The following is a 13,435-nucleotide window of genomic DNA, read 5'->3' on the forward strand; positions in this document are numbered from 1 at the left end:
TTTTCTTGAAATTCTGATCCCTGTTGCCTCACCCCTCACACCTGACTATAATCGTTTAGACTGGTAACCCATATCTGCGGGCTATTATTTCTCTGCTTTTGGATTCGGGTACTTCGCCATAGTTCCTTATATGCAGAGAAAAGCTCGCTCTCCCCTGGCTCAGCGACCTGAGACTGGTGGCATAACCAAAGGTTTCCGCCAGAGGGACCGTTCCTTTGACAATCTTACTGTCACGGTTTTCTTCAAAACCAAGAATCCTGCCTCGGCGCGCATTAAGGTCGGATATTATTTCGCCCACATATTCTTCCGGGCTGACAATTTCTATATCCATTATGGGCTCCAGAAGAATCGGATTAGCTTCGGCCAACGCTTGTTTTATGGCCATACTCCCTGCTACTTTAAAAGCCTGTTCACTGGAGTCTACCTCATGATAAGCCCCTCCGGTCAGACATATATTAATATCATCCACCGGATATCCGGCCAGAATACCTGCCTGCAGAGCTTCGAGTATTCCGGTTTCCACCGCTGACACAAACTCCCGGGGTATATCTTCCGGACTGGCCTGGCTGCTGAAACGCTTGCCCTCCCCTTCGTTCAGGGGACTGATCTCGACTATAACTCTGGCAAATTGACCTCGACCGCCACTTTGTCTGTCAAAGGTGGCCTCGGCAAGCGTCGTTTTCTTGATGCTTTCTTTATATGCCACCTGGGGTTTGCCCACATTGGCATTGACCTTGTATTCCCGCAGGAGCCGGTCAATTATAATTTCCAGGTGCAATTCCCCCATACCGGATATTATGGTTTGGCCGGTTTCCGGGTCTATCCGGGTTCGGAAGCTGGGATCTTCCTCAGCCAGGTGCATCAGGCTTTCCCCTATTTTATCCTGATCAGCTTTAGTTCGGGGCTCGATCGCCACATCAATTACCGGTTCCGGAAAGTCCATGGGCTCCAGCACTACCAGATGGCGCTCCTCGCACAGGGTGTCTCCGGTGACGGTTGCTTTTAGTCCTACACCGGCTACAATATCACCTGCCAGAGCTTCGTCTATCTCTTCCCGATGATTAGCATGCATCCTTAAAATTCTGGTTATACGCTCTTTCTTATTATTGCCGCTATTAAGAATATAGGCGCCGGATTTTATCCTGCCGGAATATATCCTAAAATAGGTCAGTTTACCCACATAAGGGTCACCGGCGACTTTAAAAGCCAGGGCGCAAAGCGGTCCGTTCCGGTCTGCCCTTACTTCTACCTCACTGTTGTCAAATGGATTGACTCCAGTCAGAGCGGGAATATCCAGAGGGGAGGGCAGGTAGTTTACCACTGCATCCAGCAGCATCTGCACACCCTTGTTTTTAAAGGACGATCCGCATAAAACCGGTACCAGTTTATTGGCAATAGTTAATTTTCTCAAAGAACTTATGATCTCATCAACCGAGATCTCCTGGCCTTCCAGGTACTTAAAAAGTATTTCATCATCATATTCTGATATCTTCTCCAGAAGCTGGTTTCGATATTTCTGGGTTTCAGCCATCTCCAATTCATCCAGCTCTCTGGTAAGGAATGTTTCTCCCAAGTCATCCTGGTATTCATAGGCTTTAACCGCGATGACGTCCATCATTCCCCGAAAGTTATCCTCAGCCCCAATCGGCAATTGGGTCAGAACAACTTCACTGCCGAGATTATCCTCTATCATTTTGACAGCCCGGAAATAATCTGCTCCTATCCGGTCCATTTTGTTGATATAGGCTATCCGGGGAACTTTATAGCGATCTGCCTGCCTCCATACCGTTTCCGATTGGGGTTGTACTCCGGCAACTGCACAGAATATGCCGATTGCCCCATCAAGGATTCGCAGTGACCGTTCTACCTCAACCGTAAAGTCCACATGCCCGGGCGTATCGATAATGTTAATGTTACAATTTTGCCAACGGCATGCAGTTGCAGCCGAGGTTATGGTTATTCCTCTTTCCTGCTCCTGGCTCATCCAATCCATGGTGGCGGTTCCTTTGTCCACTTCACCCATGCGGTGCACTTTACCGGAATAATATAATATTCTCTCCGTAGTGGTGGTCTTGCCAGCATCAATATGAGCCATTATCCCAATATTTCTGATTGTAGCTAGGTCTGATGTATCGGTCATGGTCGTCCTCCGGATTCAATTCTTAATTAAATATCAAGAATTGGTTTCCAATGGGCCGTAATTCTACCAGCGGTAGTGGGCAAAAGCCTTGTTGGCTTCCGCCATCTTATGGGTATCTTCCTTCTTTTTAACTGAACCGCCGGTGCTGTTGTAGGCATCGGTTATCTCGCCGGCCAAGCGTTCAGCCATGGTCTTTTCGCCACGCTTGCGGGCATATCCAATCAGCCATCTGATAGCCAGAGTCTGCCTTCTTTCGGGTCTGACTTCAACCGGAACCTGGTAGTTGGCTCCGCCAACCCGTCGGGCTCTAACTTCAACAATAGGGGTTATGTTTTTCATAGCTTCTTCAAAGACTTCCATAGCATTCTTGCCCGTACGCTTTTCTACTATTTCAAAGGCGCCGTAGCAAATATTTTCGGCTATGCTCTTTTTGCCGTCCCACATCACCTGGTTTACCAGTTTGGTGAACAGCTTGCTGTTATAAATAGGATCCGGCAGTACATCTCGTTTAGGGACGGGCCCTTTTCTAGGCATATCGTTCCTCCCTCCTATTTCTTTTTAGGTCTCTTGGTACCGTACTTGGATCTGCCCTGGCTACGGTTCTGTACCCCGGCAGCATCCAGAGTACCTCTGATGATATGATATCTTACCCCTGGCAGGTCTTTAACCCTGCCTCCTCTTATCAGTACAACCGAGTGTTCCTGAAGGTTATGGCCAATACCAGGAATATACGCGGTTACCTCAATACCATTGGTTAACCTTACCCTGGCTATTTTCCGCAGGGCTGAATTAGGTTTCTTGGGGGTGGTGGTATATACGCGGGTACACACCCCTCTTTTTTGCGGACAGCTTTTCAGGGCTGGTGCGGTTGATTTTTTCTCTCCTTTTTCGCGTCCTTTTCTGACCAGCTGGTTTATCGTCGGCATGTCTGCACCTCCCTTCTCGTTTACTGAAAACCTTAAGAACGGGCTTTCCCTCTCCTAAGACTCTCTATTAATCAACGCCACTGTTGCTGAACCCACCTCTATGCCGCATACATTACCCAACACTTCCATGTTCTCAACCATCTGCATTTCAACCTGATTTTTTCGGCACAGTTCTTTTATAGGTTCAATAATGTGCGGTTCAGCATCCAAAGCTATGAATACTTTTTGGGCTACCCCTTTGCTGATTGCCTTTTTTACTTGCTTGGAACCAATTACTTTTGGACTGTTTTTTATTTCCTGCAGTGACAAAAGCGATATCCTCCTCCGGCAAATAATCACGAGCATAAGGCAGCATTACAGCTTATTTGCCGCGCACTTAGATATTTTAGCACCTGAAAGCGCCTCAGTCAACTAAAGCTTATATTTAATTGGCTTTTCCTTTCCAGCTTTGGTTTTAACCTCATCAGGTTATGTTATTCCCCTTCGCCGGATGCTGCTTCCGGCTTTTCGATCACACCGGTGCTGCGGTACAGGGGGTAACCGGTGCCGGCCGGTATAAGCTTGCCGATAATAACGTTTTCCTTAAGGCCGATCAAGTGATCCACCTTGCCTTTTATAGCAGCCTCGGTAAGAACCTTGGTGGTCTCCTGGAAAGAAGCCGCCGACAGGAAAGAGTCGGTATTGAGCGAGGCCTTGGTAATACCCAGAAGCATGGGGCTGCATACTGCCGGCAGTCCCTGGTGCTGCATCACCCACTGGTTTTCTTCCTCGAAAACGGAAATATCCATAAAGGAGCCGGGCAGCATGGAGGTGTCACCGGAATCTTCAATCCTGACCTTTTTCAGCATCTGGCGTATCATTATCTCTATATGCTTATCACTGATGTCAACGCCCTGGGAACGATAAACCTTTTGCACCTCTTGTAAAAGGTAGCGCTGTACGTCCTGCAGTCCTTTGGTTTTTAATATATCATGCGGGTTTAAAGGCCCTTCCGTCAAAGCATCGCCAATTTCAACATAATCTCCTTCGCTCACTTTGAGCCGGGAACCGTAATGAACCGGATAAGCACCGAAAACTTCGCCATTATCGCCCAGTACTTCCACTTCCCGGCGGCCTTTGTTTTCTCCAAACCTTACGGTACCGGAAACTTCGGCTACTACCGCCTGCCCCTTGGGCTTGCGTACCTCAAATAATTCTTCGACTCTGGGCAGGCCCCGGGTAATGTCTTCCCCGGCTACTCCCCCGGTATGGAAGGTGCGCATGGTAAGCTGGGTCCCGGGCTCACCGATGGACTGGGCAGCCAATGTGCCTACGGCTTCACCTATTTCCACCTCATAACCGGTGGCCAGGTTGCGTCCGTAGCATTTCTGGCAAACTCCATGCCTGGTTTTGCAGGTCAGAACGGTTCTGATCTTAACCCTTTCAATACCAGCCCGTTCGATGGCATACCCTATATCATCATCAATCATTTCATTCTCTTCCACCAGAACCTCACCGGTCTGGGGGTGCAGGATGGTATCCAACGACACCCGCCCTATTATTCTCTGATGCAGGGGCTCAATCAGCTGTGAGCCTTCCATGATTTTTTCCACCCAGATACCTTCAACTGATTCACAGTCATCTTCTCTTACAATTACATCCTGGGAGACATCTACCAGGCGGCGGGTCAAATAACCGGAGTCAGCCGTACGCAAAGCGGTATCGGCCAAGCCTTTGCGCGCTCCGTGAGTGGATATGAAGTATTCCAATACGGTCAAACCTTCGCGGAAATTAGCCTTAATGGGAAGGTCGATTATTTTTCCGGAGGGGTCAGCCATAAGTCCACGCATTCCGGCCAGCTGTCGTATCTGCTGGAAGTTCCCGCGAGCGCCGGAGATGGCCATCATATAAACCGGGTTGTCTTCGGTTAATGATTGTTTTAGGGCTTCCGTTACATCATCAGTAGCCTGGTTCCATATCTCAACCACCTGGGCGTGTCTCTCATTATCGGTAATCAGCCCCACCAGGTAGTCCTCTTCAATAGCATCCACCGCTTTGTCGGCCTCGGCCAGAATATCCGCTTTGGCCTTGGGGGTCTCAAAATCGGTAACGCCTACACTGATGCCGGCCCGGGTACCAAACTGGTAACCCAAGCGTTTGATGCCGTCAAGCATGGCAGCAGTCTTGGCGTTGCCCTCCAAGCGATAGCATTCATATACCAGTTCACCGAGTTTTTTCTTGTCAATTACCTGGTTGTAGAATCCCAGGCTTTTTGGAATAATATCATTAAATATCAGGCGGCCTACCGAGGTTTCCACCATCTCTTCCTTGAATTTCTGTTCCCCGTGGCTCTTCAGCAGTTCTTTTCCGGTCATAACGGGCAACGGCATCTTGACCCGGATTTTCTCATGCAGGTTAATAACCCCCATATAATAGGCCATGCGAGCTTCATCAGGGTCACGAAATGCCTTCGGTTTTTCTTGGTTCCAGTCTTCCTGGCTCATATAGGTCAGGTAATAAAGTCCGATAACCATATCCTGGGTCGGCGTTACTACCGGTTTGCCATCCTTGGGGTTAAGGATATTGTTGCTGGCCAGCATCAGCAACCGGGCCTCAGTTTGAGCCTCGGCTGACAAGGGAACGTGTACTGCCATCTGGTCACCGTCAAAGTCGGCATTATAGGCGGTGCAAACCAGAGGATGGAGCTGCAGGGCCCTGCCTTCCACCAGTACCGGTTCGAAAGCTTGAATTCCCAGCCGGTGCAGGGTAGGGGCACGGTTTAGAAGCACGGGATGTTCTTTTATAACATCGTCCAGGATGTCCCATACCTCTTCCCGGCCTCTTTCCACCATTTTTTTGGCACTTTTGATATTGGAGGCAATACTCCGGTCGACCAGTTTCTTCATGACGAAGGGCTTAAAAAGTTCCAGGGCCATTTCCTTGGGCAACCCGCACTGATGCATATGCAGATTAGGTCCCACTACGATAACCGAACGTCCGGAATAGTCTACCCGTTTGCCCAGCAAGTTCTGACGGAAACGTCCCTGCTTGCCCTTTAACATATCACTCAGGGATTTTAGAGGACGGTTGCCGGGGCCGGTTACCGGACGGCCCCTCCTGCCGTTATCCACCAGCGCATCCACCGCCTCCTGCAGCATCCTTTTTTCATTGCGGACAATGATGTCCGGAGCCCCTAAATCCAAGAGCCTTTTCAGACGGTTATTGCGGTTGATTACCCGGCGATAGAGGTCATTAAGGTCGGAGGTAGCAAAGCGTCCGCCATCCAACTGCACCATCGGCCTCAGCTCGGGCGGAATAACCGGCAATACGTCCAGTATCATCCATATAGGGTCATTGGTTGAGAGGCGGAAAGATTCCACCACTTCCAACCTTTTAATGGCCCGGCCTTTTCTCTGGCCGGTGGTTGTAGCGATCTCTTCTTTTAATTCCTGGGACATCTTATCCAGGTCAATTTCGGCCAGCAATATTTTTACGGCTTCGGCGCCAATTCCCGCCTGGAAGGAATCACCGTACCGGTCTTTGGCTTCCCGGTATTCTCTTTCATTCAGCAATTGTTTCTTCAACAACGGGGTATCACCCGGGTGAATGACTATATAGTTTACGAAATATATGACTTTTTCCAGTACTTTGGGTGACATATCCAGCAGCAATCCCATCCGGCTGGGTATCCCTTTCAGATACCAGATGTGGCAGACGGGGGCCGCCAACTCTATATGCCCCATTCTTTCCCTTCTGACCTTGGAGGTGGTTACTTCCACTCCGCAGCGATCGCAAACGATTCCCTTATGCCGAACCCGTTTGTATTTGCCGCAGTGACATTCCCAGTCTTTTACGGGCCCGAATATCTTTTCGCAAAAGAGCCCTTCTTTTTCCGGCCTTAACGTACGGTAATTAATGGTTTCAGGTTTCTTGACTTCCCCGCTGCTCCATGAACGGATTTGTTCCGGGGAAGCCAGGGCAATTTTAATCCTGTCGAAATTATTTACATCTAACAAACAGGTCTCTCCCTTCCAGATGATTAGAGCCGCTTCCGGCAGTCAATATATCTTAAGGAAACTACGTCCTGTTGCCGACTATACAGTTAGCCCTGCCATTATTCGTCCTCCATGATACTAAGGTCGTCGTCCAGTCCATCAACGTTTAAATCAATATCTTCTTCCAAATCAATAGCATCATCGTCATCATCCAGCCTTTCAATACCATCCGGACCGCCTACCACAGTCTCCGGTATCTCCACCCCCAGTTCCCGGGCTTTTTCTTTCTCATTCAACTCATAATCAATATCCTTGATCTGAATCTCCTGGTCATTGCCGGAGAGTATGCGAATATCCAGGGCCAGACTCTGCAGCTCTTTTATCAGAACTTTAAAGCCTTCCGGTACACCGGGCTCGGGTATGTTATCACCTTTAACAATGGACTCGTAGGTCTTCAGCCGGCCTACCACGTCATCCGACTTGACCGTTATAATTTCCTGGAGGGTATAAGCGGCTCCATAAGCTTCCAGAGCCCATACCTCCATTTCTCCAAACCTCTGTCCTCCGAATTGGGCTTTTCCACCCAATGGCTGCTGGGTTACCAAAGAGTAGGGCCCGATGGAACGGGCATGAATCTTATCGTCAACCAAATGAGCCAGTTTAAGCATGTAAACGTAACCCACGGTTATTTCATGGTCAAAAGGTTCGCCGGTACGGCCGTCATAAAGTACGGTTTTGCCGCTATCCGGTAGACCCGCTTCTCTCAGCTTGTTGAATATGTCTTCCTCGTTGGCCCCATCAAAAACCGGGGTAGCGATATTAACTCCCAGGGTCTTGGCGGCCCAACCCAGATGGCATTCCAGGATTTGTCCAATATTCATGCGGGAGGGAACCCCCAGGGGATTTAAAACGATTTCCACCGGGGTGCCATCTTCCAGAAAAGGCATATCCTCTTCCGGCAGGATACGGGATATAACCCCCTTGTTCCCATGGCGGCCGGCCATCTTGTCGCCTTCTGAGATTTTTCGTTTTTGGGCAATGTATACCCGAACCAGCTGGTTAACCCCAGGGGGCAGTTCATCGCCTTTTTCCCGGGTAAAACGCTTTACCGCCACGATTTTACCGGCTTCGCCATGGGGTACCCGCAGGGAAGAATCCCTAACCTCACGGGCTTTCTCCCCAAAAATGGCTCTTAATAGCCTTTCTTCCGGAGTCAGTTCGGTTTCCCCCTTGGGGGTGACCTTACCTACCAGAATGTCATCGGGACGAACATCGGCGCCCACCCTGATAACCCCCTGGTCATCCAGGTTTTTCAGCATATCTTCGGAAACATTGGGTATATCCCGGGTGATTTCCTCCGGGCCCAGTTTGGTATCCCGGGCTTCACATTCGTATTCTTCTATATGAATGGAAGTAAACACATCTTCCTTTACCAATTTTTCTGATATGAGTATGGCATCTTCGTAGTTGTAGCCTTCCCATGGCATAAAGGCTACCAGTACATTACGTCCCAGCGCCAGTTCCCCCATAGAGGTACTGGGGCCGTCGGCAATAACGTCACCGGCTTCAACCCTTTCTCCCGCACTGGCTATAGGTCTCTGATTATAACAGGTACCCTGGTTGGAGCGAATGAATTTCAGGAGGGTATAAGTGTCGGTGCCTCCCTCATCGTTACTGATTACTATCCGGCCAGCTCCGACTCTTTTGACGATTCCAGATTTTTTGCATACTACCACCGAACCGGAATCCTTGGCCGCTTTGTATTCCAGGCCGGTTCCGATAATAGGCGCATCTGTCTTTAAGAGCGGTACCGCCTGCCTCTGCATATTGGCTCCCATCAAGGCCCGGTTGGCGTCATCATTCTCCAGAAAAGGTATCAGCGATGTCGCTACACTGAACACCTGTTTAGGGGAGACGTCCATATAATCAACCTTGTTTATGGGAATCTCCAATATTTCTTCAAAATATCTGGCTTCAACCCGGTCATCAATGAAGTAACCGTTTTCATCCAGGGGGGCATTGGCCTGGGCTACCATATATTCATCTTCTTCGTCGGCTGACAGATAGTCAATCTGGTTTAAGACCCGCCCCGATTCCTTGTCTACTTTGCGGTAAGGGGTCTCAATAAATCCAAAATCGTTTACCCGGCCAAAGGTAGCCAATGAACCTATTAACCCGATATTGGGTCCTTCCGGGGTTTCTATGGGGCAGATACGCCCATAATGGGAATGGTGTACGTCCCGCACCTGGAATCCGGCTCTTTCCCTGGTCAAGCCTCCCGGTCCCAGAGCGCTCAGGCGCCTCTTGTGGGTAAGTTCAGCCAGCGGATTGGTCTGATCCATGAACTGAGACAACTGGGAACTGCCGAAAAATTCTTTTACGGCAGCAGTTATGGGGCGTATGTTAATCAAAACCTGGGGAGTAAGGGTTTCAACATCATGGATACTCATCCTTTCCCTTACTACCCTTTCCATACGCACCAATCCGGTTCGGAATTGATTCTGCAGAAGTTCCCCAATGGAGCGCAATCTCCTGTTGCCCAGATGGTCAATTACGTCGGTTTTGCCTTCGCCCTTGATAAGTTTAAGGAGATAGGCAATAGTTGTGGTTATATCTTCATGAGTTAGGTGTCTTACCTCAATCGGGCTATCAAGCCCCAATTTTTTATTGATTTTGTAACGCCCGACCACAGCCAGGTCATAACGCCGGGGATCGAAAAAGAGGTTGTTTAACAGTTGCTCAGCCGCATCCTCGGTCGCCATTTCTCCCGGTCTCAAGCGGCGGTAAAATTCGATCAAGGCTTCTTTTTTGTTGGTACTGCTATCCTTTTCCAGGGTCTTGTTGACGGACTCATCATCACCATACAGTTCCAGAATAGCCTCATTACTCTCGTAGCCCAGAGAACGCAAGAGCACGGTTACTGGAATTTTCCTGGTTTTATCTATACGGGTGTATATTACTCCGGCGCTGTCCATTTCCAATTCGAACCAAGCGCCCCGGTTAGGAATAATGGTAGCTCCATACAAGGTTTTGCCAGACACATCTACCCGGTCATTGAAGTAGACGCCGGGTGACTTGACCAACTGGCTGACTACAACTCTCTCTGCACCGTTGATGATAAAAGTTCCCTTTTCAGTCATCAGAGGGAGATCCCCCATGTAGACATCTGATTCCTTGAGTTCGCCGGTTTCCTTATCCGTAAGTCTTACCTTGAGCTTGAGCGGCGCCTGGTAGCTGACATCCCGCTCTTTACATTCGTGCACCTGATATTTAGGTTCTCCCAAGCTGTAATCCAGAAAATCAAGTTCCAGATTGCCGGTGAAATCAGAGATGGGGAAAACTTCCTGCAAGGCCTCCCTTAAACCCTGCTTAAGGAACCAGTCGTAAGAGCTCAGCTGTACTTGAATGAGGTTGGGTAACTCGATGGGTTGCTTAATCCGTGAATAACTTAGCCGTTGTACTTTACCATATTCCTCAATATGAGGCATTAATAATTCACCCCTTTTTTTAATTCCTAAAAGAGTGAAAAGCAAGGCCTAAGTATAAACCTCGCTCTCATAAGTTAAAGCCTTTTATGGGGTAACCCCCAAGTCATAGCTTGCCCAGCTACAGTATTAATGGCAATTATTAATGTTAGCATATGTATTATTTGCCGTCAAGGGCAGGCAGCATTTATTTTTATTGGTTTTCCTGCTCTTCCATATCTCCCCGGGCAAATTCCTCGGCTGCCCGTTCCAGAGAATATTCCTGGGCTATTAACCGGTTTACCCTGCGTATGCGGCTTAAAAAGATGATTAAGATTATAATTGCACAAAGGGCAAAAAATGCTATACCCAGCACTATTCCATCAAATACTACGGCATTAAGGGTAACGGCATCCGCAGTGCCTAAGGTCCAGACCGCAGTCGAGTCAATCTTTTCCTGGGCTGTGCTTTCTCTTATGATGCCGGGTACCTCGATGCTTAAGCGGGCCCCGCCGAAATCCGTTAACTGCTCATAAAGAGAACCTGGCCTGGCTTGCTTCTTCATGGTCAGGGTACTTGATTTAATAAGCCAGAAGTCTTTCTGGCTTAGCTCAAGAGGTAATCCGTCGCCAAGCTTGCTGTATTCCTGCCAATTATTGATGTGGCGGGTTAGAATCAGCCCCTGGTCAGAACGGGAGGTTTGCCATTCGTTATCTTGTATAATAATGTTGTGATTCCGGATAGTTACTGTTTCATCTAAACTGCCGTTACTGTTCCATTTAATATTCCAGGCTGCCTGACCGGTTGCTTGTGCCGGAGAGTAACCGACTATTAGGAAACCCAGAACGAGAAGGACTACTGGGAAATATTTCTTCATATACATCATTTCCCTTCTGTTTTGAAATTAAACCCTAAATTTAGATTATAACAGAAAAACATTTATTTCAATAAGAAAGATTTGATGGAAATAAAAGCTGAAATTAAAAAAGGGCAGTTTACTTATAATAGGTAAACTGCCCTCTAATGTGTAGCGTTACGGATTTATTTTACTTCTACGCCGGCTCCGGCTTCTTCGAGCTTGGCCTTGATTTCGTTGGCCTCGTCCTTGGAAACCTTTTCTTTGACCGGATTGGGGGCTTCATCAACCAGAGCCTTGGCTTCTTTCAGACCCAGACCGGTTATTTCTCTGACTACCTTGATTACGTTAATCTTCTTTTCACCGGCAGAAGTAAGAATTACGTCAAATTCATACTGTTCTTCTGCGGCTTCGGGAGCAGCCCCACCTGCTGCCGGGGCTGCCGCTACTGCCATGGGGGCAGCGGCGCTAACGCCAAATTCTTCTTCCAAAGCTTTTACCAGTTCCGAAAGCTCCAGAACGGTTAATCCTTTAACAATGTCAATAACTTCCTGTACTTTACTCACTAAAAATTACCTCCTCAAGCGCTGAGCGCTAAATTTAATTTCTTTTTAAAATGAGGGAGTTCATTTCCCAGCTTATTGTTATTAGCTGGCCTGTTTTTGCTCCCGAATCTGGTCAATTACCCGAGCGAAACCAGAGAGGTTGGCATTAAGCACATAGGCCAGACTGGTAATAGGCGCCTGCATGGTGCCCACGACCTGTGCCAGCAGTACCTCCCTTGGCGGCAGGTCAGCCAGCGACTTGATTTTTTCCGGGGCTATGGCCTGACCCTCAAGGATTCCGGCCTTGACTTCCAGTTTCTTATACTGCTTGATGAACTCGTAAATGCTCTTTACGGGACCAACGGGGTCTTCATTGCTGAAAAGGACTGCGTTGGGGCCAAAGGTATGAGGAATGATATCCTCGTGACCGGTGTTTTTTAAAGCAAACTCTACCATGGTGTTTTTAAGTACTTTGTATTCCACACCGGGGACTCTGAGTTTTTCTCTAAGGCTGGTCATCTCTTCAACATTTAGTCCCCTATAGTCGGTAAAGACCACCAGAGTAGCATCCTGTAGCTTTTTTTCTATATCTTTGACTATCTGTTCTTTTTGTTCCAAATTGGGCATGTAGTTTTCACCCCCTTTTATTAATAAATTGCACAATTTAAAAAACCTCTGCAGACAGGATGGCAGAGGTTTAAACTGATTAATCAGTTAGCTATCTTAAAACCTCGGCAGGCGAACGCTTGGTTCTTTAAGGCACCGGCCACCGACTGTCTACAGTTTGGATATTCGTTTGTCAATATTTTTATTTTACCGGTTGGCTGCCATTAATACAAGCGGATTAATCTTAACTCCGGGTCCCATAGTAGAGCAAACGCTAACTGAACGCATATACTGGCCTTTAGCGGCTGCAGGCCGGGCTTTTATCAAGGCTTCGGCAAAAACATTCAGGTTGTCTAAAAGCTTCTCCGCCTCGAATGATACCCTTCCGATAGGGACATGAATTATCGCCGTCTTGTCTACCCGATATTCAATACGTCCAGCTTTAAGTTCATTTATGGTGCGCTCAATATCGAAGGTAACAGTACCCGCTTTCGGGTTCGGCATAAGACCACGGGGGCCCAGTATTTTACCCAATTTACCGACTACCGCCATCATATCCGGGGTAGCTACGGCTACATCAAAATCAAACCAGCCTCCCTGAATTTTTTCAGCCAGTTCTTCTGCTCCCACATAGTCGGCTCCGGCATTTTGAGCCTCTTTTTGTTTTTCTCCCTTGGCGAATACCAGTACTTTACGGGTCTTGCCAGTTCCATGAGGCAGGCTGACGGTTCCTCTTACCTGCTGGTCGGCGTGGCGGGGATCGACCCCCAGTTTGATATGAATTTCTACGGTTTCGTCGAAACGGGCGCTGGACATATCTTTGACCAGCTGCAGAGCCTCGGCCGGATCATATAAATGATTACGATCCAGTTTTTTTAAAGCTTCTTGATAAGCCTTGCTTTTTTTCATATTAATATAACCTCC

The 13,435-nt window shown here is 48.3% G+C and carries 10 protein-coding genes and 1 other annotated feature; all 10 genes read right to left on the bottom strand.

Annotation, left to right across the window (positions count from 1 at the left end; genetic code table 11):
* Positions 1–55 precede the first annotated feature (55 nt).
* Complete coding sequence (gene fusA / locus ACU70B_RS13970) at positions 56–2,140, bottom strand: elongation factor G (RefSeq protein WP_447184127.1); 2,085 nt, start codon at positions 2,138–2,140, stop codon at positions 56–58.
* Positions 2,141–2,203: 63 nt separating this feature from the next.
* A complete protein-coding gene (gene rpsG, locus ACU70B_RS13975) occupies positions 2,204–2,674 on the bottom strand; it encodes a 30S ribosomal protein S7 (protein WP_447184128.1) in 471 nt (156 codons plus the stop codon).
* Between the two features lie 14 nt (positions 2,675–2,688).
* Positions 2,689–3,066 (bottom strand): 30S ribosomal protein S12, encoded by a 378-nt coding sequence (gene rpsL / locus ACU70B_RS13980; protein ID WP_447184129.1) that lies wholly within the window; start codon positions 3,064–3,066, stop codon positions 2,689–2,691.
* Between the two features lie 54 nt (positions 3,067–3,120).
* Complete coding sequence (locus ACU70B_RS13985; protein ID WP_447184130.1) at positions 3,121–3,375, bottom strand: ribosomal L7Ae/L30e/S12e/Gadd45 family protein; 255 nt, start codon at positions 3,373–3,375, stop codon at positions 3,121–3,123.
* Positions 3,376–3,539: 164 nt separating this feature from the next.
* Entirely contained in the window at positions 3,540–7,061 is a 3,522-nt protein-coding gene (gene rpoC / locus ACU70B_RS13990; RefSeq protein ID WP_447184131.1) for a DNA-directed RNA polymerase subunit beta', read from the bottom strand.
* 98 nt (positions 7,062–7,159) lie between these two features.
* Positions 7,160–10,528, bottom strand: a complete 3,369-nt coding sequence (rpoB, locus tag ACU70B_RS13995; protein ID WP_447184132.1) for a DNA-directed RNA polymerase subunit beta — start codon at positions 10,526–10,528, stop codon at positions 7,160–7,162.
* Positions 10,529–10,718: 190 nt separating this feature from the next.
* Positions 10,719–11,381, bottom strand: coding sequence for a hypothetical protein (locus ACU70B_RS14000; protein ID WP_447184133.1), 663 nt, complete (start codon positions 11,379–11,381; stop codon positions 10,719–10,721).
* A 164-nt stretch (positions 11,382–11,545) separates the two neighbouring features.
* Entirely contained in the window at positions 11,546–11,926 is a 381-nt protein-coding gene (gene rplL / locus ACU70B_RS14005) for a 50S ribosomal protein L7/L12 (RefSeq protein WP_447184134.1), read from the bottom strand.
* A gap of 81 nt (positions 11,927–12,007) precedes the next feature.
* Complete coding sequence (gene rplJ / locus ACU70B_RS14010) at positions 12,008–12,532, bottom strand: 50S ribosomal protein L10 (protein WP_447184135.1); 525 nt, start codon at positions 12,530–12,532, stop codon at positions 12,008–12,010.
* Positions 12,533–12,561: 29 nt separating this feature from the next.
* Positions 12,562–12,706, bottom strand: a sequence feature (ribosomal protein L10 leader region).
* A gap of 12 nt (positions 12,707–12,718) precedes the next feature.
* The gene (gene rplA, locus ACU70B_RS14015) at positions 12,719–13,420 is read right to left on the bottom strand and encodes a 50S ribosomal protein L1 (protein ID WP_447184136.1); all 702 of its coding nucleotides are present in this window, start codon (positions 13,418–13,420) and stop codon (positions 12,719–12,721) included.
* Positions 13,421–13,435 lie beyond the last annotated feature (15 nt).

This window comes from Syntrophomonas curvata (assembly GCF_052976825.1).